Here is a 25,058-nt window from a genome sequence, read left to right as displayed (position 1 = left end):
AAAAATTTCGTGTAAAAATATACCCTCAAGGTTAATCTCCTTGAGGGTTTTTTTTATGCTTATATTTCATTGCAGGGCCCATTTCGCCATTCTTAAACTGTTCATTTTGTTCGAGTTGGTGTAAATACTTGAAAGTGCAACATAAAAATTACGTACTTTGTAACTGAATATTTATGAAAGCGTAGGTTTACTTATTACACAATTGTAAGTATACTAGATCAGCCCCCAAACAAACACTGATTTAAAACGAACGTAAATCATTCCTTAGTGTTAGAGATTTTTAATGTAGACCTGTTTGAAAAGGAAATGGCTTTTATATGCCCTTATTTTAGGGATATTATTGATTACTAAAACATCTTTTGCCCAAATTACCATTGGAACAATTGATCCGGGGCCATTTACGCCTGGAAGTACTATTGCTGCGCCGCTTACCATCCCGAATGGATGTGCCGACAGAGGCAATGTTTTTCAGTTGTATTTATCTGATGAGAATGGAAATTTCGCAGCAGAAAAGCTTATAGGAACTTATACCGGTTTTTATAGCACTTATATTAATGGTAGCATTCCTACTACGGGGATTACTCCAGGTACGGGCTACAAGCTTAGAATTAAAACTACAAGTCCTGCCGCTGTGAGTGTGGAATCAAATGCATTTGAAATCAAAGCAGGTCAACCTACACAAGCTAAGCTTACTGCTAATTACCTCAATACAACCAACACTGAAACTTTCGGAACCTGTATTAGCAGAGCAAATAACTCATTTTTTATCACAAATGAGTCAACCTCGGGCACCACTGTTACCGCAAAAGTAACTAACGAAGTAAGTGGAAGCGCTACGAATTTGAGTTTTCCAACGAAAATACAAACCTTTATTGCTGATCAGGTTCACTATACAATATTGGCAAAGGCTGTAAATGCTGATGGTACGGTCGGCACAAAAGCTTACCTGTTAATTAACAACAAAGCCATTACAGCTTTCGGAACCTCAGGAAACAACATCGTTTGTTTGCCTTTGGGTGCGCTAGAGTTTAACGTTGATATTACATCGCCAGAGGGAATACAAAACAACTTTCCAGGAGATCTCTATACCATTACGTGGGGAGACAACACCACCTCGGTTTATACCCTGTGTGAAATAAAAGCCCTGGCAGGAAAAGTTAAACATACCTATATCAGATCCTCTTGTGGAAGTACTTCGGTATCAAGCGCCGGAACAATTTACAATGCCTTTGATGTAAGTATCAATGTATCCAATGCTTTCTGCGGCAACGTCGGAACACCGGTTTCTTCTTCGGCAAAAGTTGTGGTAAAGCCACTTAATGCGTTTAGCTATACCAATCCGGGTTGTACCAATACCAACATAACTTTTACCAATACATCAGTATTAGGTGAAAACCCAAATACCAATACACCGGGGTGTACGCCAAACGTAGTAACTTACAACTGGTTTGTAGACGGAGTACCTGTAGAGGTTAATAAACCTCGTTCATATAATTTGGTTACTAAATTCTTAACCCATGGGGAGCATACCATACGTTTAGAATCTAATAGCTCTGGCTCATGCGAAGCAGATCCTGTGGAGATGAAAATTTGTATTCAAGATCCTCCAAAACCTATTTTCACGCTTCCAAATACAACGATCTGTTCTGGAAGCACATTAAAAGCAAGCGATAACTCTGTGCTTGATAACATTTGTAATGCAGCAAATACATATTCATGGAGCGTAACACCAGCGGTTAGTTATGCCAATGGCACAAACGCATCAAGTAAGGAGCCTGAATTTATATTTAGCAATGCTGGAGTTTATACAGTGGTTTTAAGAATTTCTACACCATCGTGTGGGATGATTTCATCTGACCCGCAAACGGTGATTGTTAATGCATCGCCAACAGCTACACTTTCTCCAGACATCACCCTGTGTAACCTGGCAACATATGATTTTAATAACACTACATTAGGGCCAACGAAAACAACCATAGCAGGTACATCGAAAGATTTAAGTGATACCTATACCTGGAGCGTTTCAGCCGCTGGCTCCGGAACGTATGACTTTTCTGGTGGAACCACAGCAAACTCAAAATATCCATCCATAAAGTTTAATAATTACGATGAGTATACGATTACGGTTACCCACAAAAATAACTGTGGCTCAGTAACCAAAACTCAAAAACTTACATTCTCTACAGCGCCGGTAGTAAGTGCAGGTGCTGATCAAAGTATCTGTTTTAATGATCCCAGTTTTGCATTGGCTGCCTCGATCACAGGTACAACAACATCACAGGCATGGATTGGTGGTGCAGGTATATTTACGCCTGATAGAAATACATTAAATTCGGTTTATACGCCTACAACAGCAGAGAAAAATAGTGGAACTGTAACATTAAGGTTGAGGACTACAACATCTCTTGCAGCTCCGTGTAATCAGATAGATGATGACGTAATTCTAACTATAAAACCCAATATTAGTTTAACCAGTGCAGCCAGTAAAGTGATTTGTACCGGCGCAAATGTAGCTTATACGCCAACATCTGCACCAGCAGGGACCACCTTTAGCTGGACGGCTACCGGATCATCGAATGCAACAGGTTTTAGTTCAAACGGAAATGGCAATATAAATGATGTGCTCGCCAATACAGATCCTTCTAATAATGCTACAGTAACTTATGTTATTACGCCAAGCCAAGATGGGTGTGTTGGTACCCCCTTTAATTTTGTAGTTACGGTAAATCCAAATCCTACAGTTACCGCAACAGCTCTAAATTTAATTGTTTGCAGTAAAACCAGTTCTGCCATTACACTGGCCTCTGCGATGAATGGCCTGAATTATACCTACACCAGTGTTGTTACGGGAGAAATTACCGGAAACACAAATAGGACGGTTGCATCTTCAGGAAGCTCAATCAACGACATTTTAATTAATAGCGGAACCACTCCTGGAACCGTGACTTACACCATCATTCCTGTTTCGGCAGGGAACTGTGCCGGTATTCCTACCTTAATTACGATAACTGTAAACCCAAGTGCAACTTTAGCCAATGGAGGTGCTGATGATGCCATTTGCAATGCCAATACTTATATTTTAAAAGCAAATGAAGCTCTGGTTGGTTCGGGAAAATGGACGATCGTTTCTTCACCGACAACTATCACTTTGACTGATGATACAAAACCTAATACAGTTGTTTCGGGACTGCAACCGGGAAATAAATATGTTTTAAAATGGACGATTAGCGATGCGGGATGTTCAACATCAAGCGATGAAGTGGAGATCTCAGTCAACCCTCAAAGTGTAGGTGGAACAACAGCCGGAAGCAATTCAGTTTGTGCTGCTTCCAATGGCGGTAACATTACACTATCAGGAAATATTGGAAATATTACAAGATGGGAACGTTCCATTGATAATGGACAAACCTGGTCTACCATTAGTTCTACCGCCAATCCGCTTGCTTATGCAAACTTAACTGTAACCACGCAATATAGGGCAATTGTTCAGAGCGGGAGTTGTGCGGAAGCGATATCATCTGTTTCAGTGGTAACCGTGAACCCTTTAACAGTGACTGCAAATGCAGGTGCCGATCAAAACTTGTGCAGTGGCAACGGTATTACATTGAACGGGAATAATCCTGCCCCAAATAATGGATTATGGACATTGATATCAGGCCAGACAGGAATTACATTCGCCGACCCAACATTATACAATACAAATGTTACTGGTCTAATACCTGGTGAAATCTATAAATTCAGATGGACGATCTCAGGTTTTACGGGATGTCCACCATCATCATCAGATGTTACCATAACTTATTTCTCTCCAATTACAAATAGCATCAGCAGTACTTCTTCTACCATTTGTTCAGGGCAGAGTATTACGATAGCGGGCAATGTTCCAACAGGAGGTTCAGGTAGTTTCAGTTATCAATGGCAAAGCAGTATTGATGGGAGTACCTGGGTAAATATTCCTTCGGCTGTTGCTCAAGATTTAACCGTTAAACCGACAGCATCAACAGCTTTCCGAAGATTGGTGAACAGTGCAATCTGTACATCGCTAAGCAACTCCGTACAGCTAAATGTACTGCCAGATTTAACGAATAATTCCATTTCATCAGATCAGCAAATTTGTTTGGGCTCAGCAGCGGCAATGCTTATCGGATCAACCCCTGCTGGTGGCGATGGAAACTTTCGCTATCAATGGCAATCAAGTATCGATGGAACAACATGGAGTGATGTATTGGGTGCAACGGCAATTAGTTTTACGCCACCGAATCCTGCTGCAACAATTTTCTACCGTCGTTCAGTAAGCAGCGGATCTTGTTCAATAAACATTAGCAATCAGGTAAAATTAACGGTAAACCCTCCGGCAAAAGCAGAAATAACTTACACCCAGGATAAGGGTTGTGCGCCATTTCAACTTACAAATGCAAATGTAACGGCAACATTATTCCCTGACAGAAACGCAACCTATACCTGGTTTGCAGATGGAACACAAATAGGTACTGGGACAGTTTTTCCAGGTTACACGCTGGCAAACCAAAATCAAAGTGTGGTGATCAAACTTGCGGTAACAAGTAGCCTCGGTTGCAAAAATGACGAAATCGAACATACTTTTACAACCCAGCAGGATGTAAAAGCGGCCTACATTCAAAGCACAACCAATGGCTGCGGACCATTAAATGTGACTTTTACCAATACGTCGAACTCGCTAACAGCAGCTACTTTTAAGTGGGATTTCGGAAATGGAACTACTTCGGATTTAGCACAGCCTGCCGCGGTAACTTACCAGCCCGATCCTACAGGAAAAGACCTTAACTATACCATTACATTAACTGCGACAACTCCTTGCGGAACGACTACTCAAACTTCAGAGGTTTTAGTGAAAGCCAAGCCTGTATCTATATTTTCTCCTGATAAAACAGCGGGATGCTCGCCATTCAAAGTCACCTTTAGCAATACATCACCTGGAAATTCAAGCAGTTATACTTATGATTTCGGTGATGGAGAAACCTTAACCGTGAAGGATAAAAATAGTGTTTCGCATACATATAATACAATTGCAGTTAGAGATTATGTTGTTAAAATGATCGCCACAAATGAATGTGGATCCAGGGAATCTCAATACACAATCCGGGTTTCACCAAATTCTATTGTACCAGAGTTGGTCGTGAACAGCAACCAACTCAGGGGATGTGCACCGATGAAAGTAGATTTCTACAATAACACCAAAGGAGCCAGTACTTTTGTTTACGATTTCGGCGATGGCAGCACCAAAATAACCAACACTGCACCCGAAGTAGTTACGCATACTTTTACAAAAGCCGGAAAATATACCATTACCTTACATGCTTCCAATGGCTGTTCAAATGCATCCACAACAGAAGAAATTGAAGTACTGGAACAACCGCTTGTCAGTTTTACTGCTGATAAAACCAGCGGCTGTGAAGGCATGGTGGTGAAGTTTAAGAACAACAGTCAAAATGCCATCGGCTATGTTTGGGATTTTGGCGATGGAACCACTTCCAACGCAATTGAGCCCACGCACACTTTCACGGGGTCGGGAAAAAGCTTTACGGTTACCTTAACAGCCACCAACACATTAGGCTGCACAAATACCATAAGCATTCCAAATTATATCAATACGGTAAATCCGCCGGTGGCAACATTTTCGGTTAGCCCAGGAAATGAATTATCCATTCCAAATTATACGTTTGGTTTCAAGGATCTGAGCACAGGAGCCGTAAGCTGGGAATGGACATTCGGTGATGGATCGAGATCTACACTTCAGAATCCTAACCGTACCTATGCTGAGGATGGTGTGTATTCTGTAACCTTAAAAGTATTGAATAAAGAAGGGTGTTCAGCCACAACGACGCAATCAGTCAGGATTATTGGTGTGCCTGGAAACCTTAATCTGCCCAATTCGTTCATGCCTGCTAGTGCTAAGAATGAGTTGAGAACTTTCAAAGCTAAGGGACAGGGCATCAAAGACTGGAAGATGAGTGTTTTCAATAAGTGGGGACAACTACTTTGGGAAACGACACAACTTGATGATGGCGCACCACTGGAGGGATGGGATGGAACTTTTAAAGGACAAGATCAGCCACAGGGCGTTTACTACTGGAAAATAGATGTCAAATTTATAAATGGTAGCGACTGGAAAGGGATGACATACGATTCATCTCCGGCAAAAAAAACAGGCGTAATATATTTAATCAGATGATGGGGAGAAAGATAAGATTATTGGTGCTTGCGATGGTGTTGCCATTCCTTTCATTGGCTCAAGACCATATTTATTCGCAATTTTACAATTCGCCGATTTACTTAAATCCGGCATTAACCGGCCAGTTCGAAGGCGATTTCAGATTTAATGCCTTATACCGCAATCAATGGTCGGGCTTGGCGAGTGATTACTCCTACATGAGCGCATCAGGCGATTTAAATCTCGACCGCATTAATAGCGGCGTAGGTTTAATTTTCAACAGAAGTACCGAAGGAACGGCGTATCTGGTAAAAAATAATATCGCTGCCAGCTATTCATACATTATTGGCGGAGATGATTTCGCCCTATCTTTTGGATTGCAGGCAGGAATCACCAATCAAAAATTAAACTGGGATAAACTGGTTTTTGGCGATCAGATCGGAATAGGAACGGGTTATATTCCGGGTAGTATTTCTGGTGCGGAAAGGCCAAGTATCGACAGCCGGTTTTACCTGGATGCCAACGCAGGTACCAACCTCGTGTATGGTAAATTTATGTTAGGTGTTGCAGCACACCACATCAATCGCCCGGATGAATCTTTATCTGGCTTCCAGGCCAAATTGCCCATGCGTATTTCCGGAAACATGAGCTATAAAGTAACTTTAATTCCCGATCAGTATGATCGCGATGGAAGTTATCTAATTCCTTCATTGGTAGTTTATAAACAACAGAATATAACATCATATAGTGCAGGTATGCAATATAAATATGCCAGTATAAACGCAGGCATTTGGTACCGTGGTGGAAGCAATGCCGGTGGAAACGATGCGATCGTATTTTCAGTCATCTTCGATATTTTTAACCGCAAAACAAATGGAGAGAAGTTTCGGGTGGGTATTAGCCACGATGCCACTTCTTCCAAAATAAATTACACCAATACCGGAGGAACATCAGAAATTGGAGTGGGTTATGAAAAATATTTTCAGAATAGTTCAAATGGTGGTCGTGCAAATGGTTTAAGATGTTATGATTTTTATTAATTTGCCTTGCTAATTCGAGGCAATGAACGATATTTTAGATAACAGTCATTTCATCACACAGAGTGAAGTCAATAAGTTTTTACTGGCCACATTGCTTTGTGGTTTAATTGGCGCTGAAAGAGAGTACAGAAGTAAATCAGCTGGTTTAAAAACCATGATGATGATTGGCTTAGGTTCAACCTTGTTCACCATCCTGTCCATTAAAATCGGATTAACCAGTCAGGATCGTATTGCCTCTAATATTGTAACCGGAATTGGTTTTTTAGGCGCCGGTGTAATTTTTAAAGAAGAAAACCGGGTGAAAGGCTTAACCACAGCCTGCATTATCTGGATTGTTGCGGCTATCGGGATGGCTATCGGCAGTGGATATTACGAACAGGCAATTGGCGTTACCGGGGTGGTTTTGCTCGCCTTGATTATATTTCCATTCTTAGAAGAAGTTGGCGATCGCCGCTTTACCAAAAGAGTTTATCGCATTGTTAAAAAGCAGCATACACATGGCGACTTAGAAAGTTACGAGCAGGTTTTCAGGGAAAATAAACTTAAACCACAACGTGGAAAACACCAACTGGTAAATAATGTCATCACCGGAAACTGGACTGCGACAGGAACACCCAAAAATCACCAAAAATTTGTGGAACAGATGCTAAAGGATAATGATATTATAGAGTTTGATTTTTAGGATATCAAAAATTGAAATTTATACTCTGATCATATCTCACCCTAACAGGTACGCCTCTCTGTTTGGCAGGCTTCCATCGTGGTGCAGAACTGAGTACCCTAATGGCTTCCTGATCTAGTAACCGATCCACAGGCTTATCTATTTTAATTTCGGTCAGGTTGCCCTTTTGATCAATCACAAAATTTAAAAAAACTCTGCCTCTTGTGCCATTCTTGTAAGCCTCTGCCGGATATTTTGTTGAGGATCCAAGATATTTATTCCAGGCTTGCTGACCACCAGGATAGGATGGTGCTTCCATGGTAGCTATATAGGGATAGGTGTTACCGTCTTTGATGCTTTCGCCTGATTTGAGCTCCCCGTTTTCGTACAATTCTGTAAATGTATCGCTCTTATTAGAATACTTTCCACTCCAATTCCCATGCTTAAAACCATTCACATAATCACCCTCTTCTGTAAGCGCTCCATCTCCAGATTTTGATATTTCTACTAAATGTCCGTTTCCATCTGCGATGTTTACTTTCCCGTTCGAATCTGCATCATAAATGATTTTTGCATTGGTATTAAAAATAAAATCGGTAAGTGAGGAATTAATCCCAATCATTTGGTCGCTTACTGGTTTCGCCTTAACATATTCCGATCTTCTTCTTTCTTTGCCGTTTTTATGATAAAAGATAGATACGCCAGAAAGGGTACCATGCAGGTAGTTCATTACCTGGGTTCTTTTGCCTGTGCTATCAAAACTCATCACTGGCCCTTCGAAAATTAATCTAGGTTCAAAAGCACTGATGTATCCCTGAGATTTACGCTTGCCGTCTTTATATAACTGCAACAACTGGAAGCGATTATCTCCCGAATCTGGCTCTTCAATTATCCTGATAAAGTCTGCTTCTGCTCTGGTAGGCACTTCTTTACCGTTTTCTTTTAAATAATAAATATTTTTCTTCTTCTGAGCTTGAGCAAAAGTATAAGTTGCCAATAAAAAGAATAAGAGTAAGCGTAATTTCATAATGTAAATTTAATGAGAATCAATGTACAAACTAACTAAGTTGCATTACATTTTTGTAACGAACATATTGTGATAAAAGGGCAAATTATAAAAACAAATCATAGCTTTGTGTAACTAACTTATCATGATTAAGGAACAGATTTCAGTTTTCGATATTTTTAAAATAGGCATCGGTCCATCAAGTTCTCATACACTTGGCCCTTGGCGGGCTGCGCAACAGTTTACCGCTTCTCTTAATCAGCAAGGGTTGCTTGCTGAAGTGGAAATGGTGAAAATATTACTCTATGGATCACTTGCCAAAACCGGCAAAGGCCACGGAACTGATGTTGCCATTTTATTGGGACTAACAGGTGCAGATCCGGTTACATTTGATGTTGATGCTGTTACTCCAACTTTTGAAAGTATCCAAAAAGATAAAAAATTAAATCTGGCAGGAAACCTGATTATTGATTTCGATTACAACAACGATTTACTGTTTCTATTTGCCGAAAGCCTCCCCTTTCACCCCAATGCAGTTACCTTCCAGGCTTTTATGAAAAACGGCAAAGCGTTTTCTGAAACCTATTATTCTATTGGTGGTGGTTTTGTAGTAAAAGAAGGAGAAGATAACAGCCAAAAAGTTCAGGTCGATTTGCCTTTTCCGGTAGAGAAAGCGAAAGAACTTTTACATTGGTGTTTATCTACAGGCTTGAAAGTGAGTGAAATTGTAATGGAGAACGAACTGGCTTGGCGCCCTGAGGCAGTAACCAAGGCAGGAATTCTTCAACATTTTGCCGTCATGCGTGATTGCATCTATCGTGGCTGCCATACCACCGGGTTTCTGCCGGGTGGATTGGATGTGGCTCGAAGAGCTTTCCCTTTAAATAAACGCCTGATTGGAAAAGCGGAATACAGCGATTATAATTCATGGGTGGAAGCCATTCGCAAAGGCGGAAACGGATTCAATTATATCTTAGATTGGGTAAGTTGTTTTGCGCTTGCTGTTAATGAAGAGAATGCTTCTTTTGGTCGGGTGGTTACCGCACCCACAAACGGTGCTGCTGGGGTTATTCCTGCGGTACTGCAATACTTTATCACCTTTTGTGATGGTTATTCAGAAGAAAAAATCATCCAGTTTATTGCCTGTGCATCAGAAGTAGGAAGCATTTTCAAAAAAGGCGCTACCATTTCGGCAGCAATGGGCGGCTGTCAGGCAGAAATTGGCGTTTCCTCAGCAATGGCTGCGGCTGCACTAACTGAGTGTTTGGGTGGTTCTCAGCGACAAGTTTTAATGGCTGCAGAAATCGCCATGGAACATCATTTGGGCTTAACCTGCGATCCGATTGGCGGCTTGGTACAAATTCCATGCATCGAAAGAAATACCATGGGGGCAATTAAAGCCATAACTGCTAGTCAACTGGCGCTGCAAAGTAATCCTGATAAGGCTAAAGTAAGTTTAGACGCCGTAGTAAATACGATGTGGGAAACCGCTTTGGATATGAACGCCAAATACAAAGAAACATCCGATGGTGGTTTAGCTACAAATATCCCGATTAGTTTGCCTGAATGTTAAATTAACAAGATCATCCTGTAATTTGAAGCGCAATTTTGTGCTGCTTCGGGAAACATTTTTCCCGCCAATGCTGCAATCTTTTAGTTATGGTTTCACGGTTATGAAGGTAAATGCTCCCAAAAGTATTTCCGCGTATGTCGGGGGGTAGAAGGCAGAACCAGTGGTTCTTCGTATGGGTTTCCCTTGAAGGTGCCTCTGTGCCTAAATCTGATAGAAACGAAGAGCCGGCAGCGAAGTGAGGACTTAAAAGGTTAGCATGACTATATGCCACCCAAAAGCATACAAACACTCGTTTTTAAAAAAACGTTATAATAGGTTCGTTTGAGTTAAAAGCAGCCACCAGAAAAAAGTGGTAATGAAGGATAGTAAAATGCCCACGCCCACAACCAAGTTGGAAACTTTTGGATTTAAATTATACTGATCTGCAACCACTCCGGCGGTTAATAGTGTCGGCATCGCCATTTCAAATATCGTTATTTTGGTAATCATGCCATTCATGCCTAAAACCAAAGCGATGATTAAAATGGAAAGCGGCGCTAGAATCAGCTTGTATGAGAGTGCAAAACTGATGTGTTTGATTTCGCTAAACCAACCACCAAATTTTAGTTGCAAACCGATTGAGAATAATGCCAGCGGACCAACAGTTCCAGAAAGTTTATCGAACAAAACATCAAGAGGTGAAAGGTTAATAAATCGCGGTAAGATTAATGCTAAAATACAACCCAGCAAAGGCGGAAAAGTCAATACTTTTTTAAACACCAACTTTGCACTTAATTTTTGTTGTTGAGAAGAACGAATGGCAACCACAATTCCAATGGTTGATAATAAAGTGAAGGTAACCTGATCACAAATAATCGCTGTTGCAATTTCTTTTTCGCTGAAATAAGCAATGATCAACGGAAAACCAATAAATGAAGTATTGCTTAGCGAACTAACCAGTTTCAATCCTCCGGAAGTGGCCCGGCTAATTTTACTGTATTTTGCATAAAGGGTAATCACTAGCCATCCCAACAACCACACACAAATTGGCGCCAAAGCAGGGAATAACAATTCATTCGACCAGCTAATGTGAGGTAAATATTTGAACGAGGTAGCCGGAAGTGCAATGTAAATAATCCAGGCATTAATACCTTTGTGTGCATCTTTTGGTAGCGTTTTGCTCTTTCTGAAAAGAATACCTGCGATAATACATAAACCAATAAGAATGAAATTTGCCATGTTGGGTGCAAAAATATTGATAAAAGAAAACGCCAATTAATAAATCGGCGTTTTTAAAATTTATGAGGTAGGGCTACTTGGCTTAGGTTTTTTCTTATGCCAAACCTTTTTCTTGCCATTATTTTTTGGATGTTGAGGTCGCTTTTCTTCTACATGGGTGATTTCCATCGTAGCAATATGCTCAGGCAAAGTCATTCTAGGCACCGCTTTTTCAATCAGTTTCTCAATGTTATCAAACTTGCGTTTATCTCTTCCGTTAACCAGCGTAATTGCTGTTCCTTTAGTGGCGGCTCTTGCCGTTCTACCAATACGGTGTACATAATCTGCCGGATCGCCGGGAACATCATAATTAATCACCAAATCAACACCTTCTACATCAATACCACGCGATAAAACATCCGTCCCAATGATAATCGGTAAGCGTCGATTTTTAAAAGCCAACAAGATATCTTCACGTTCTTTCTGCCCCAAATCAGAGTGGAAAGCTTCTGCCTTAATTTTTAAAGATTTAAAAGTTTTGTATAAAGCTTTTACCTTCTCTTTGGTTGAAGCGAAGATAATAGCACTTTTGTATGTTTCATCCTTAAAAATATCTGTTAATAAAGCTTGTTTCTGTTGATCATGAATATTGTAAGCTTGCTGATCGATTCCTTCAGCAGGCTTTGCAATAGAAATGGTAATCTGCTCCGGCTCATGTAAAATACTTCCCGCCATCTTCCTAATTTTTGGTGCCATGGTGGCTGAGAAAAGCAGCGTTTGTCGTTTCTTAGGCAGATAACTTACAATGCGCATAATGTCATCATAAAAACCCATGTCGAGCATACGGTCGGCTTCATCCAAAATGAGGTGCTGCAAATGTTCCAGCTTTAAAACACCTGAAGACAAATGGGCCATTAAGCGGCCAGGTGTTGCGATGATAATATCTACACCATCACGCATGGAACGTTTTTGCTGCTCATATGCGATACCATCGCCACCGCCGTAAACGGCCAGGGAACTGATGTTGGTGAAATAAGCTAAAGCTTCTACTTGTAAATCTATCTGTTGCGCAAGCTCCCGTGTTGGCGCCAAAATCAAGGTATTGTTATGCCTGTCTTGAGCACGACTGATCTTTTCCATCACTGGCAACAGGTAACTTGCCGTTTTTCCGGTGCCGGTTTGCGCACAGGCAATAAGATCGTGGTTATTTAATATTACAGGAATAGCTTGTTCTTGTATTGGAGTAGCGCTTTTATACCCCATAGCCATCAGGCCTTCATGTAAATCGGGGTTAAAATTAAAGTCGTTAAAATTCAATCTGTTGTGTTTATGTATTTTAACAAAAGTACCTCAAATTACGGCGAATAGCAAGCGCCAACCCATCATGAATTTACAATTGTAAAATAGCCTGTGCTAATCGTCAATATTTAAGCTAAAATCTAAAGTTCTCAGCATTTGGCGGCTAGCAGACTGGTCATGAGCACTTCGGTGGACTCGTTAAACATTTGAATGCATTAATTAGTTACAAACTTATTGTTGAGCTTCTGATTTGTAAACCGTTAAAAAAAGCATCAAAGTTTGATTTTAGCCCCGGTTGCAGCGTTACCCTGCAGCGAGGAAGTATGACGAGCGAAGCGTAAAAGCGAAAAACGGGAGCAAACGCTAATTTTAGCAATACCCTTGCGCTTCAAAAAAATATATTCTCCCGGTATTAAAAACCAATTTCGCTCAGATCCGTTCGTTACTGAAAAATATTTTTTATACTTGAGGATATTTATCATAGCGACCCAATTTTTTGAAGTTTATAAAAAACATAGCTGGAATTAACCAGAAAGATGATGCCGATTTAATTGCCGAGTATAAAAGCACAGGCGATTTAGACGCATTGGGTACGCTTTATAATAAATATATGCACCTGGTTTTTGGGGTTTGCCTGAATTATTTCAAGGATGAGGAGTTGAGCAAAGATGCTGTGATGCAGATTTTTGAGGAACTGGTTAAAAAACTTAAAATACATGAAGTGCAGAATTTTAAGAGCTGGCTGCATGTTTTAACACGGAACCATTGTTTAATGGCGCTAAGGAAATCTTCGAAGCAAAATAACGTTTCTATTGATGATACTTTTGTGGAAAACAGCGAATTTGTGCATCTGGATATTGACGACACAAAAGAAACGCAGCTTACCATAATGGAAAAGTGCATGGAAACCTTGCCCGAAGAACAGCGGAAAAGCGTAGATTTATTCTATCTGCAGGAGAAATGTTATAAGGAAGTGGCCGATATTACGGGCTACGACATGCTTAAGGTGAAGAGCTATATCCAAAATGGAAAGCGGAATTTAAAGATTTGTATAGAGAAAAATAGTAGTGAATAACGATTGGTTAGATATTGACGTTCTGGAAGATTACCTTGATGGTAAGCTTGATGCTAAAGCGATGCACTTTGTTGAGCGGCAGGCGTTAGAAGATCCTTTCGTGGCCGAAGCTTTGGAAGGATTGAAACAATCGCCCAAACGGAAACAAACCCTTTCTATTTTACAAAAACAGCTTTACGACCGCATTTCGGAGAAACCGATTAAGCGGAAAATGTGGGGTATTACCACACATCGATTAAGCATTGCGGCAACCGCTACGGTTGCTTTTATTGCGGTGAGCATTTTGTTTTTTATGCGTGAAACCAATCGTAAAAATGCTGAAACTGCCGCAAGAAGGCAGGAAGGTGTTGTAGTTAATTTAGATACAACTGCGGCTTTGGCTAATACAAAACCAACAAAAGCTGATACTTCTCCGGCGCTTACGAAATCTGCATTAATAGACCAGGCAATTGCTGATGCCAAAACGGGCGATTTGGCTAAAAACACCGGCAAGGCACCAGTTGTAAAATCGGCAAGCAGATTGCCACAGGTGGAGGCAACCAAATCGCAGGAGTTGAGTGAGGCAAAAGCAGAGGCTGCTACTTTAAACAGCGCTGCAAAAATGAAGGCCTCCGGGGCTAACGATGCCTTAATGGCTGCCGCACCTGCCCTTGCTTCAAACCGTGTGGTATTTAGTGGCAATGTAGTAAATGAAAGCAATGGAAAACCAGTGGAAGGTGCGGTGGTTAAGTTATCAGGATCGAATAAAGTGACTGCTACAGATGCGAATGGCTATTTTGCTTTACCAGCCGATAGCAACGCTAAAGATAAAGATTTGTTAATTAATGCCATTGGGTTCAGAGAACGGCCGATTACGAATGTTGCAGATCCGAATGCAATTAGAAACGCTATGAGCGGCGATAAATCTTTAAATGAAATTGCGGTAATCGTGGGTTCAAATGGTCGTAAAAAGGAAAATATTCCTGCGCCTAAAATTATGCTTCGGGCTGAGCAGAACCTGAATGGAAAATCTATTGGAGAGATCACCAAACCAATTCCTGTTCCAACAATTAATTATAGCCAATATCTAGAAAATAATAATAAACTGTACAATCCTAAAGGGCCGGAACAATTTGTCATTTTAAGTTTTAAGGTTAAGAAAAACGGTCGCCCAACAAATATTAAAGTTATCAAATCATTAAACAGCAAAGCCGATGCGGAAGCCAAACGGCTTGTTCAAAACGGACCAGATTGGGTGCTGCCTAAAAATGGAAATGACCTGGTGGAGTTGAGCGTTAAGTTTTAGGTTTTAAAACGATCTTTTACCACGAAGAAATATAGCATGGTTGTGAAGGTATTGCTTATCTCCAGTTCTGGAACCATATAGATATTTAGGGAATGTCGAAAAGCTTGGTTAACCTTCTGCAAGCACTAAAACTGATGTGATCTTATATTGTTTAAAATCAACTGAAATTATTCTCCCCTAATGCCATTTGTTTGGCAGCTCTACCGAGTGAACACAAATGCGCTGTCTCCCTCTTGATAAAAACAAAAAAGACTAAAGCGATTTGCCTTAGTCTTAAATATGGATGATGGATTTTGTTTTATTTGAAATAATAAATTGCGCCGTAAATAATGGCGGCTAAGGTTGCTGATACTGGGATGGTTAAAATCCAGGCCCAAATTAAGTTGATGGTTACACCCCAACGTACAGCAGAAACGCTTTTCACCACGCCTACACCCACAATCGAACCTGTAATGGTATGTGTTGTAGAAACCGGAATACCAAAATGCTCTGTGATTCCCAAAGTAATGGCGCCAGCACCTTCGGCAGCAACACCTTCCAGTGCGGTCACTTTAGTGATTTTCGAACCCATGGTTTTCACAATTTTCCAGCCACCACTCATGGTACCTAATGAAATCGCCGAATAACAGGCAATTGGAACCCAGGATGGCATTGAATCAAAATCAGGTATGACTTTAGCTGCAATTAGCGCCGTAGCAATAATACCCATTACCTTTTGCGCATCGTTACCACCGTGAAAGAAACTCAAAGCTGCAGAAGATAATAACTGCAATCGCTTAAACCATTTTTCAGCTGTTGCTGGTTTTGCATAGCGGCAAATGTTGATGATGATCAATGTTAAAACAACAGAAATTACCAAACCAATAATTGGCGCCAACACAATAAAGGAAACGATCTTGACTACGTAACCCATGTTTACAGCGTCCATCGGACTGGCACCTGTCAACAAAGCATGCGTCATACCTGCACCGGCAAAACCACCAATTAAGGTATGCGAAGAACTTGAAGGAATACCATACCACCAGGTTAATAAGTTCCAGATAATTGCGGCTACTAAACCGGCAAGGATAACTTCTAGTGTAATATAATTTTCAATAACCGTTTTAGCAACCGTATTGGCTACTTTATGATCGGTAAAATAAAAGTAAGCTGCAAAATTGAAAAGCGCAGCCCACAAAACCGCCTGAAAAGGCGTAAGAACTTTTGTAGAAACAACTGTTGCAATCGAGTTAGCGGCATCGTGAAAGCCGTTAATGTAATCGAAAGCAATAGCTAGAATTACAACAACAACCAATAAGGTAGTTACCATTTTTGTTTAATATTAAGCGTTTTTAACTAAGATAGTTTCAAGCACATTCGCCACATCTTCACATTTATCTGTCGCTTTTTCTATCGTTTGTAAAACCTCTTTTTGTTTAATTAATTCAATCGCATTAGTTTCGTATTCAAATAAACGGGCTACCGCTAACGTAAACACATAATCAGCCTGGTTTTCGCCACTGTTAATACGGATACAAGCATCAGCAATTACACGAATGTTCTTGAAACTGCGTAATTCTTTAATCGCTTTATCAATATCGGTGCACATTTCAACCAAAAGTTCTGCAATTTTCACAATTGGCTCGCTAATGGTATTCATATTGTACATTTGCATGCGGTTTGCTGTACCATAAATATAGTCGGCAACATCATCAACTGCAGTAGCCAATTGGTGAATGTCTTCCCTGTCAAATGGTGTAATGAAGTTCCTGCTCAGCTCTAAGAAAATTGAATGCGTAATATCATCTCCAACGTGCTCCAGGCGCTCAATTTCTTTAAAAATTGTTTTTCTGCTTTCAGCATCAGCAGTGCTAACCATTTCTAAAAGCGCTTCAGCAATTTTCAACGCGTTGCTACCAGCCTGCTCAAAAAGAGGGTGAAATTTTCTATCTTGAGGTGTAAAGAACTTAAAAATATTGTTCATGTTAATTTCTAATATGTTGCAAAGCTACAAGCCCAATGTTAAGTTAATGTTAATTCATTAATTATATTAAAAAATTGTTTGCTAATCTTTTTGCTTTATAAACATTTAAAAGCTACGGAGTTAGATTAAAAGAATTTGGAAATGAAAGTAATTAGCTTTTAGGTAACATCAGCCCTGTTCCAAAGGAACTCCATCGAGCTAAACGCTTTACTCCTCCCGATGAAATATCGGGATCCGTGTTCGCTGATATCAGGTTTATCTACATAAGCCTGTTCGAAATGGCGAAATTGTCAAAGCAAACCTTTCTGTGAACTATCTGTTCTATATCGATAGACCATAAACATGACAGCTCAAAATAGAAACAGACTTTGGATTTGGATTGGCAGTATACTGGGCGGATTGATTTTAATTTTAGCCTTCGGTGCCATGTTTATCAGCGCCCGCTGGAAACCTATTCTTACTGAAAAAATAAAAGAGGGGGTTTATAATGGATCTAATCATCTTTATAGCATCGATTTCAAGAGCATTAATTTAAATGTGATTACGGGTAGTATGGCCATTCGTGATGTTACGCTTAAACCAGACACGCTGGTTTTCGATACTTTAAAAAAACAGAATCTTGCTCCCGCACATACTTTTGAAATCAAACTTAAAAAGCTTCAGATTACGCGAACGGGCATCTTAACTGCCTATTTCAAAAAGCGGTTGGATATTAATGAAATATTGCTCGATCGCCCATCAATTAATGTGATTTTTAATAAGGTGCCAAAGAAACCTGATACCGCGAAGGCTGAAAAATCACTATATGAACAGATTTCTAAGACCTTTAAATCGGCCAGGGTGCATCGCATTAAAATTGTTGATGCAGATTTTGATTACATTAATAAAAGTACAGCTGTTAAAACTAAAAACAGCATCAAGCATCTGGATATCGACGTCAATGATTTTCTGCTCGATTCCCTTTCCGGTAGAGATACAACGCGATTTTACTATACAAAAGACATTTCGTTTCAGGTGGCAGGTTACAAATCGACCACGAAAGACAAGATGTACAGCATGAAGGTAGATACCATTAAAGGCTCCTATTCTTCCAGAAAAATCAGCATTAAAGGTTTGATCTTAAAACCGCTTTATCCCGAACTCGAGTTTGCACGTAAATATAAAGTTCAAAAAGATCGTTACGATTTAAGCTTTACTACAGTGGAGTTTAACGGAGTCGATTTTATCAAACTGAACACCGACGGCAAACTTGAAGCAAAGTCTGTGAAAATCGGTCCGGCAAGAGTAGAAGTTTTTATGAGCAGGGAATCGCCACCTCCCCCAGGATTCGATAAGGGAAAAAATTATCCCCACATGGCTTTAAAAAGGCTAAATATGCCTGTCGCCATTGATACTGTAAAGTTAAGGAACATCGATGTAAAATATGCAGAATACAACCCGGCTAGTAAGAAAACGGGATCGGTTACATTTAAAACCCTAACAGGAAACATTTTAAATGTAACCAATGATAGTTTACGTCTGGCTAAAAATAATCATGCTGTGGCCAATCTAAATTCATTGCTAATGGGCACCGGAAAGCTAAACGTAAAGCTCGATTTCAATCTGACAGATCAAAATGGTGCCTTTAATTACAGCGGAAGTTTAGGCAAATTCGATTTTAAAAATCTTAATTCCTTATCTAAAAATTTAGGCCTGATAGAAATTGAAAGCGGGAATGTACAACATATTGATTTTAAAGCAAATGGAAATTTACGCACAGCATCTGGCTCAATGAATATGCTTTATAATAACCTGAAGGTGAAGTTACTTTCTGATAACATTGACGGTGAAGGAACTAAAGAAAAGGGATTTTTATCATTCTTGGCAAACACAATATTAGTTAAAGATGAAAATCCAAGCAAAGGGAATCCGCCTCGAACAGCAACAATGACCAATACAAGGATAAACTCGGCCTCCTTTTTTAACCTCATGTGGAAGACATTATTTGTTGGCATAAAAGATATTGTAGGTGTAGGTGTTGTGCCTGAAAAAAATCCTGTTAAGCAACAAAAGGTAATTGCGAAGAAAATAAGAGAGCAGAAACGAGAGGATCGCAAAGAAGCCCGCAAAGCAAAGAGAGAGAAAAGCTAAAGTCTATTTTTACATTAAAATTATAAATGTATATTGCTGTGAAAACCATTCCTGCCGTTAAATGCCCGATACCAAAAGAAAAAAATACAAAATTATTAAGTGGATTGCATCAATAACTTTAATCGTCTTCGCATTACTTGCAGGATTTGCTTGGTTTTTAAATGTAAAATCGCAACCGATACTTACTAACCGCATTAAAACGTTATTGTATAAATCAACTGATAGTTTATATACCATCAGTTTCTCAAAAGTATCAACCAATATTTTAACTGGAAGTGCAACATTATACAATGTAAAAATCATTCCAGATACTAACCGATTTAACGAACTGATCACATTAAAGAGAGCGCCTAATAACCTTTATACTGTATCGCTAAAGAAGTTGCAGGTGAAACACTTTCATCCGCTCACGCTTTACCGACATCAAAAACTTCAATTAGAAGAGGTAATTTTTGATAAGCCAGAGGTGGTAATGATGAACAGGCAATTTGCATTTAATGAGAACCGGCCACCCCGACCTATAAAATCGCCCTATGCGATGATTTCTCAAAATCTAAAAGAGTTTAGCATCAATAATATTCTTTTTAGGGATGCAAGTTTCAAATACATCAATAAAAATGTGCTTAACGCCACGCCTTTCGCTATCGATGATTTAAATATTACCTTAACAGATTTACTGGTTGATTCTACCTCTGCTGAAGACCCGGATCGGTTCTATTTACTTAAAGATGTTATCATCAACTTAAAGGATTACACCTATCCCACTCCTGATAAGATGTACAACATTAAGCTTAACCAGCTCGATTTCAAAGCCTCTACAGGTAATCTGCGGATCAACAAATTTCAGGTAGAACCACTGTATGATGAGATGAAGTTTGGCAAAGTTGCGGGTTATGCAAAAGATCGGTTTCACATACAAATGAGCGACATACTGTTAAACGGAATCGATCTTCCACTTTACATTAGTAAACAAGAATTCAGGGCAAAAGAAATGGCTATTGCCAATGGATTTATTTCTGTATTCAATGATAATAGCCTGGGGAAAAATTACGATCCTGCAGATAGTTTGGAAAATAGAGTCCGTCGATTTCCGCACCAGTTGCTACAGAACATCAGTGCTCCGGTGCTGATTCAAAAAATCAAACTCAAAGATGTTGATGTAAGCTACGCCGTTTATAATCCTGAAAGCCAGCAAAGAGGAAAAATATCTTTTGAGCACACTTCAGGTGTTTTTAAAAACGTAACCAATTTAACCAAAATCAAGGCAATAAATCCTGTTATGGAAGTTGATTTGAAAACTTACTTACTGGGGCAGGGAGAGTTGGATTTGAATTTTAATTTCGACCTGCTGGATAAAAATGGTGGATTTGCTTACAAAGGCCAGCTTCATACGTTCAATGCAAGGGTTTTAAATCAAATTACTAAACCTTTAGGTTTGGTGCGTATTAACAGAGGCATTATAGATAAACTTCGCTTTAATTTTAAGGCAAATAATGATGGGGCAAAAGGCAAGGTTGATTTCTACTACTACGACCTTTCGGTTGCGCTAATGAAGAATGATCCGGATAAAGATCACCTGGTGACCCGCGGCTTGCTTTCTATACTGGCCAACGCATTAATCATTAATGCTGAAAATCCGGGCAGAGATGGAAAATTCACATCGGCTTCAGTAAATTATAGCCGTATCGAAAATACTTCTTTTTTCAATCTGATTTGGAGGAGCTTATTTGTAGGTATTAAAAACAGTGTAGGCATCACCGATGAGAAGCAAGAGGAAATCAGAAAGCATATTAAAAACTTCAAAGAGATGCAGGAAAACCATCGCCTTAGAAAACAAAAAAGATTAGAGCGAAGACAGCAACGGGAAAGGGAACAAACCAGAAACGAAAAACGCTGAATTCCTATTTTGTAACGTTTTCCTATCTTTAATATCTAAACATAAACTAAACTATGATTATCGCAATTATTCTCATCGCCATTTTCCTTTTTGGAATTTTCTTCTACAATTCGCTGGTTGGCAAGAAAAATCAGGTAACCAACGCTTTTTCAGCAATTGATGTGATGCTAAAAAAACGTTTCGACTTAATTCCTAACCTGGTTGAAGTAGTTAAACAATACACCAATTATGAGTCTGAAACGCTATCAAAAATCGTTGAGCTCAGAACAAAAGTTGCTGCAGGAAATATCAGTGATGCGGAGAAAGCACAAATCGACAGTCAGTTAAGTAGCAGTGTTAAGGGTTTGATGGTTAATGTTGAGAATTACCCTGATTTAAAAGCCAACACCAATTTCATCAACTTGCAAACCACCTGGACGGAAAGCGAGGAACAAATTGCTGCAGCCAGACGCACCTACAATGCAGCGGTGACTGATTACAATAATTCCATTATGATGTTTCCCGGAAATTTATTTGCCGGAGCGCTAAATTTCCACCCTGTTCCAGTCTTAGAAACCGCAGCAGAGGAACGCAGGAATATCAGTGCAAAAGAGCTCTTTAATAACTAATGCAGTTTTTTAGTCTGGAAGGAAATTTGGCTTTACAAAATGTATTGTCCAGAATGGAAGTGGAGCGTCAAAAAATTGCTTCGACGCAAAAGAAAGGTTATTTCTTTATTGGCGGTGGAATTATTTTAGCAATCACAGGCATTTTGATGGGCTTAATCGGACTTGCTATTGTTGTTGGTTTAATTCCGATAATTTATGGCGGAGTTGTATTTTACAAAATTGGTGATGAGTTACAAGCTTATAAAGAAGCTTACAAAAGGGATGTAATTGGCGAAGCGCTTCGTTTTTTAGATGCAAGCTTAACTATTGATCCTTACAGAGGAATTCTGGCTCAGGAATTTATTTACTCACAGCTTTTTTCGACAGATCCGGACCGGTATAAAACTGAGGATTTAGTTTGCGGAAAAGCAGATAAAACCGGTTTTTATTTCGCTGAAGTACATGCCGAATACAAAACTGTTACGCAAACTAAAAACGGTACCAGAACCGAATGGCATGACATTTTTAAAGGGATTATTTTTGTGGCAGACTTTAATAAGAATTTTAATGGAGTAACGATTGTTCGTCCGAAAGATTTTGGCAGTGCAATAGGCGCCTGGTTTTCAAAAAATTTGTTTTCTTTCAATAATAAAGATGTGATTAAGCTAGAGAATATTGATTTCGATAAAGCATTTATAACTTACGGAACCGACCAGGTGGAATCACGTTATTTACTTACTCCCGCCATGATGGAGCGTATCTTAAAGTTGAATAGCAACTCAAAGTACTCAATTTCATTATCTTTTATCGAATCGAGAATGTATATCGCTTTTCCACTAAACAGGAACTATTTCGAAGCTCCAATATTTAAATCGTTGCTTAACCCGGAGTTGCTTAACGAGGATATTACGGCAATAAAGTTTATGTATGATATTGTGAAAGAATTAGATCTTGACACTCGAATCTGGGGGAAGAATTAATTTATGCTAACTTAAGTGCTTCCTTACGATGCTTTCCAGTGCTTCAATATCAAAAGGTTTTGATAAATAACTATCTGCACCAGCTTCATCAGCAAGTGCTGAAATATCATTGTTCGCAGAGAAATAAATTACAGGAATATGTTTGAGTTCCGGATTACTTTTAATTGCTTTTGTTGCTTGTATTCCACCTAAATCCGGCAGCCAGTTATCCATAAAAATAATGTCGGGCATGTAAGCGGCAACCTGACTTTCGATCTCGTTTGCGGTTTCCGAAGTTTTAATTTCGTAACCTGCATCTTCCAATATGAAAGTACACAAGTCTAAAATATCCCTATTATCATCAAAAACAAATACTTTTTTTGCTTCAGCCATACATTTATCTCTCAAAAGGCAATCTATTCTCTATTTATCTATTTAACTTGTTTATGAACTCAGCCATTGCAAAGCTATCTAAAATAATGTGCCTTTTCACATTATTAACTGCTTGTTGTGGCATATAGGGCATAATTGCTGTATTAGGATTTTGAATAACCACCAAACCGCCCAAATTGTTTACAATTTTTAATCCTTCTACACCATCAGCATTGGAACCTGATAGCAATATACATACCAAGCCGTCTTTGAATACTTCCGCGGCAGACTGGAAAGTAACATCAATTGAAGGCCTTGAGTAGTTTATTTTTTCTGAATAATCCAGAGAAATTGTTTTATTGCGTTCAATGAGAAGATGATAATCAGCTGGTGTGATGTAAACATATCCCGCCAAAACAGGTTCTTTTTCTTCAGCCTCTTTAACTTTCAGTCCGGTTCTGCTTTGCAATAAATCGGCAAGTAAAGAATCATTTCCCGATTTTCGGTGTGTGACCAAAATTATAGGGAAGTTAATTGCTGTCTCCAGCAAGGGAAAAATTTCTAACAGTACATCCAAACTCCCGGCAGATCCACCAATCACCAATGCACTGCACCTGGTGGGTATTAGAGCTTCCGCCATATCTTTTCTAATTTTATCCGCTTAAATTGCTTTGCTCCCGGCCAAAAATCAAGACTCTCCTTACTTCCTAATGCCAAATAACCAAGTTTTTCTAAACTGTTATCAAATAACTGAAACACTTTATGCTGCAATTCCTTATCGAAATAAATGAGCACATTTCTACATAAAATAAGTTGAAATTCATTGAATGAATGATCAGAAACCAGATTATGCGTAGAGAAAATCATTTTGCTGCTTAATGACTCATCAAATTTTGCCAATGAATAATTTGCAGTATAATAGGAAGAAAAATCTTTAACACCGCCTGAGTTGACGTAATTTTCAGAATATCCCTTAAGGTAATTTAATGGGAAAATCCCCTTTTTGGCTTTCTCCAAAACAGATGGATTAATATCAGTGGCATAGATCAGCGACTTCTGTAGCAGATTTAGTTCTCTTAATAAAATGGCCAATGAATATGCTTCTTCTCCTGTAGAGCAACCTGCCACCCACACCCTGATGAAAGGGTATGTGCCTAATACCGGTAAAACATCATTTCTGAGTGATTGGTAAAAACCCGGATCGCGAAACATTTCGGTAACATTTACAGTAATTTCTTCTAGAAAGCGTTTAAAATACTGTTTGTCATTTTTAACGGCATACCTAAACTCCGCGAAGCTTACAAAGTTATCTAACGTATACAGCCGGGTTATTCTGCGTTTAATTGATGCATGCGAATATTCCAGAAAATCATAGCCATGAACTTCCAGTACATCACTTAGTAACGCGTCAACCTGCTCATTATCTATCGCCTCACTTATCACTTATTTGTTACCTCTTCAATTTGTACCAATAACTCATCAACATTTATAGGCTTTGATATATAACCCGAAGCTCCTGCAGAAAGACATCTTTCTTTATCGCCCACCATGGCTTGTGCGGTAACCGCAAGCACAGGAATATTTTGCATTTTCTCTGATTTTTTCATTGCGGCAATGGCCTGATAACCGTCCATATCCGGCATCATCATATCCATTAGCACAACGGCAACATTTTCATTTTCTTCCATGATCGAAAAACCTTCACGGGCACTGATTGCGGACACACAATCGAAGCCCTTGGCCTTTAGAACAGCTTTTAAGGCGAAAATGTTTCTATTATCATCATCAATAATGAGAATTAATTTTTGAGGCATATTTTATTTA

At 39.4% G+C, this 25,058-nt stretch carries 19 protein-coding genes; 10 read left to right on the top strand and 9 right to left on the bottom strand.

Annotated features, from left to right (window positions below):
• The first annotated feature begins 295 nt into the window (after positions 1-295).
• From ON09_RS01130 to ON09_RS01120, 3 genes are read left to right on the top strand one after another with little or no spacing between them, the layout of a single operon-like run.
• Positions 296-6,211 carry a PKD domain-containing protein gene (locus ON09_RS01130; RefSeq protein WP_010599228.1) on the top strand — a complete coding sequence of 1,972 codons (5,916 nt, stop codon included), beginning with the start codon at positions 296-298 and terminating at the stop codon, positions 6,209-6,211.
• Positions 6,208-7,230 carry a PorP/SprF family type IX secretion system membrane protein gene (locus tag ON09_RS01125; RefSeq protein ID WP_010599227.1) on the top strand — a complete coding sequence of 341 codons (1,023 nt, stop codon included), beginning with the start codon at positions 6,208-6,210 and terminating at the stop codon, positions 7,228-7,230. The genes ON09_RS01130 and ON09_RS01125 overlap by 4 nt, the downstream gene beginning before the upstream one ends.
• Before the next feature lie 22 nt (positions 7,231-7,252).
• The gene (locus tag ON09_RS01120) at positions 7,253-7,912 is read left to right on the top strand and encodes an MgtC/SapB family protein (protein WP_010599226.1); all 660 of its coding nucleotides are present in this window, start codon (positions 7,253-7,255) and stop codon (positions 7,910-7,912) included.
• 4 nt (positions 7,913-7,916) lie between these two features.
• On the opposite strand, the gene ON09_RS23970 is transcribed toward ON09_RS01120, so the two are convergent.
• Positions 7,917-8,918, bottom strand: coding sequence for an energy transducer TonB (locus ON09_RS23970; RefSeq protein WP_010599225.1), 1,002 nt, complete (start codon positions 8,916-8,918; stop codon positions 7,917-7,919).
• A 124-nt stretch (positions 8,919-9,042) separates the two neighbouring features.
• Between ON09_RS23970 and ON09_RS01110 the strand changes: the two genes are divergently transcribed.
• Positions 9,043-10,470, top strand: a complete 1,428-nt coding sequence (locus ON09_RS01110; RefSeq protein WP_010599224.1) for an L-serine ammonia-lyase — start codon at positions 9,043-9,045, stop codon at positions 10,468-10,470.
• Positions 10,471-10,776: 306 nt separating this feature from the next.
• Here the strand turns inward: ON09_RS01110 and ON09_RS01105 are convergent, their stop codons facing one another.
• Complete coding sequence (locus ON09_RS01105) at positions 10,777-11,688, bottom strand: AEC family transporter (RefSeq protein ID WP_029204024.1); 912 nt, start codon at positions 11,686-11,688, stop codon at positions 10,777-10,779.
• A 60-nt stretch (positions 11,689-11,748) separates the two neighbouring features.
• On the bottom strand, positions 11,749-12,984 hold the full coding sequence (locus ON09_RS01100; RefSeq protein ID WP_010599222.1) for a DEAD/DEAH box helicase: 1,236 nt from the start codon (positions 12,982-12,984) through the stop codon (positions 11,749-11,751).
• A gap of 478 nt (positions 12,985-13,462) precedes the next feature.
• Here ON09_RS01100 and ON09_RS01090 point away from each other — a divergent pair, with 478 nt between their 5' ends.
• Together ON09_RS01090 and ON09_RS01085 are read left to right on the top strand one after the other, a co-directional pair.
• The gene (locus ON09_RS01090) at positions 13,463-14,041 is read left to right on the top strand and encodes an RNA polymerase sigma factor (protein ID WP_010599220.1); all 579 of its coding nucleotides are present in this window, start codon (positions 13,463-13,465) and stop codon (positions 14,039-14,041) included.
• Positions 14,034-15,326, top strand: a complete 1,293-nt coding sequence (locus ON09_RS01085) for a carboxypeptidase-like regulatory domain-containing protein (protein WP_010599219.1) — start codon at positions 14,034-14,036, stop codon at positions 15,324-15,326. Before ON09_RS01090 ends, ON09_RS01085 begins: the two co-directional genes overlap by 8 nt.
• 298 nt (positions 15,327-15,624) lie before the next feature.
• Here the strand turns inward: ON09_RS01085 and ON09_RS01080 are convergent, their stop codons facing one another.
• Both ON09_RS01080 and ON09_RS01075 read right to left on the bottom strand, forming a co-directional pair.
• Entirely contained in the window at positions 15,625-16,635 is a 1,011-nt protein-coding gene (locus ON09_RS01080) for an inorganic phosphate transporter (protein ID WP_010599218.1), read from the bottom strand.
• Between the two features lie 12 nt (positions 16,636-16,647).
• On the bottom strand, positions 16,648-17,289 hold the full coding sequence (locus ON09_RS01075; RefSeq protein ID WP_010599217.1) for a DUF47 domain-containing protein: 642 nt from the start codon (positions 17,287-17,289) through the stop codon (positions 16,648-16,650).
• Positions 17,290-17,631: 342 nt separating this feature from the next.
• On the opposite strand from ON09_RS01075, the gene ON09_RS01070 reads away from it, so the two are divergent.
• The 4 genes from ON09_RS01070 (at position 17,632) to ON09_RS01055 (ending at position 22,883) form a co-directional block, all read left to right on the top strand.
• Entirely contained in the window at positions 17,632-19,419 is a 1,788-nt protein-coding gene (locus ON09_RS01070) for an AsmA family protein (protein ID WP_010599216.1), read from the top strand.
• Between the two features lie 61 nt (positions 19,420-19,480).
• The gene (locus tag ON09_RS01065; RefSeq protein ID WP_010599215.1) at positions 19,481-21,316 is read left to right on the top strand and encodes a hypothetical protein; all 1,836 of its coding nucleotides are present in this window, start codon (positions 19,481-19,483) and stop codon (positions 21,314-21,316) included.
• A gap of 53 nt (positions 21,317-21,369) precedes the next feature.
• Complete coding sequence (locus tag ON09_RS01060; protein ID WP_010599214.1) at positions 21,370-21,924, top strand: LemA family protein; 555 nt, start codon at positions 21,370-21,372, stop codon at positions 21,922-21,924.
• The gene (locus tag ON09_RS01055) at positions 21,924-22,883 is read left to right on the top strand and encodes a DUF3137 domain-containing protein (RefSeq protein WP_010599213.1); all 960 of its coding nucleotides are present in this window, start codon (positions 21,924-21,926) and stop codon (positions 22,881-22,883) included. The genes ON09_RS01060 and ON09_RS01055 overlap by 1 nt, the downstream gene beginning before the upstream one ends.
• 6 nt (positions 22,884-22,889) lie before the next feature.
• Here ON09_RS01055 and ON09_RS01050 read toward each other — a convergent pair whose 3' ends face one another.
• From ON09_RS01050 to ON09_RS01035, 4 genes are read right to left on the bottom strand one after another with little or no spacing between them, the layout of a single operon-like run.
• Positions 22,890-23,255 carry a response regulator gene (locus ON09_RS01050; protein WP_010599212.1) on the bottom strand — a complete coding sequence of 122 codons (366 nt, stop codon included), beginning with the start codon at positions 23,253-23,255 and terminating at the stop codon, positions 22,890-22,892.
• Between the two features lie 34 nt (positions 23,256-23,289).
• Positions 23,290-23,874, bottom strand: a complete 585-nt coding sequence (locus tag ON09_RS01045) for a chemotaxis protein CheB (RefSeq protein WP_010599211.1) — start codon at positions 23,872-23,874, stop codon at positions 23,290-23,292.
• Positions 23,859-24,677 (bottom strand): CheR family methyltransferase, encoded by an 819-nt coding sequence (locus ON09_RS01040; protein ID WP_010599210.1) that lies wholly within the window; start codon positions 24,675-24,677, stop codon positions 23,859-23,861. Before ON09_RS01040 ends, ON09_RS01045 begins: the two co-directional genes overlap by 16 nt.
• Entirely contained in the window at positions 24,674-25,048 is a 375-nt protein-coding gene (locus ON09_RS01035; RefSeq protein ID WP_010599209.1) for a response regulator, read from the bottom strand. The genes ON09_RS01040 and ON09_RS01035 overlap by 4 nt, the downstream gene beginning before the upstream one ends.
• Positions 25,049-25,058 lie beyond the last annotated feature (10 nt).

The sequence above is a fragment of the Pedobacter agri PB92 genome, assembly GCF_000258495.1.
Classification (GTDB): domain Bacteria; phylum Bacteroidota; class Bacteroidia; order Sphingobacteriales; family Sphingobacteriaceae; genus Pedobacter; species Pedobacter agri.
The sequence above is the reverse complement of the archived record's forward strand: the minus strand, read 5'-3'. Positions and strand labels throughout refer to the sequence as shown.

Coding starts and splice junctions, on each gene's coding strand:
- ON09_RS01125 (WP_010599227.1), top strand. CDS start 6,208: ATGATGGGGAGAAAGATAAGATTATTGGTGCTTGCGATGGTGTTGCCA.
- ON09_RS01120 (WP_010599226.1), top strand. CDS start 7,253: ATGAACGATATTTTAGATAACAGTCATTTCATCACACAGAGTGAAGTC.
- ON09_RS23970 (WP_010599225.1), bottom strand. CDS start 8,918: ATGAAATTACGCTTACTCTTATTCTTTTTATTGGCAACTTATACTTTT.
- ON09_RS01110 (WP_010599224.1), top strand. CDS start 9,043: ATGATTAAGGAACAGATTTCAGTTTTCGATATTTTTAAAATAGGCATC.
- ON09_RS01105 (WP_029204024.1), bottom strand. CDS start 11,688: ATGGCAAATTTCATTCTTATTGGTTTATGTATTATCGCAGGTATTCTT.
- ON09_RS01080 (WP_010599218.1), bottom strand. CDS start 16,635: ATGGTAACTACCTTATTGGTTGTTGTTGTAATTCTAGCTATTGCTTTC.
- ON09_RS01075 (WP_010599217.1), bottom strand. CDS start 17,289: ATGAACAATATTTTTAAGTTCTTTACACCTCAAGATAGAAAATTTCAC.
- ON09_RS01070 (WP_010599216.1), top strand. CDS start 17,632: ATGACAGCTCAAAATAGAAACAGACTTTGGATTTGGATTGGCAGTATA.
- ON09_RS01065 (WP_010599215.1), top strand. CDS start 19,481: ATGCCCGATACCAAAAGAAAAAAATACAAAATTATTAAGTGGATTGCA.
- ON09_RS01060 (WP_010599214.1), top strand. CDS start 21,370: ATGATTATCGCAATTATTCTCATCGCCATTTTCCTTTTTGGAATTTTC.
- ON09_RS01055 (WP_010599213.1), top strand. CDS start 21,924: ATGCAGTTTTTTAGTCTGGAAGGAAATTTGGCTTTACAAAATGTATTG.
- ON09_RS01050 (WP_010599212.1), bottom strand. CDS start 23,255: ATGGCTGAAGCAAAAAAAGTATTTGTTTTTGATGATAATAGGGATATT.
- ON09_RS01045 (WP_010599211.1), bottom strand. CDS start 23,874: ATGGCGGAAGCTCTAATACCCACCAGGTGCAGTGCATTGGTGATTGGT.
- ON09_RS01035 (WP_010599209.1), bottom strand. CDS start 25,048: ATGCCTCAAAAATTAATTCTCATTATTGATGATGATAATAGAAACATT.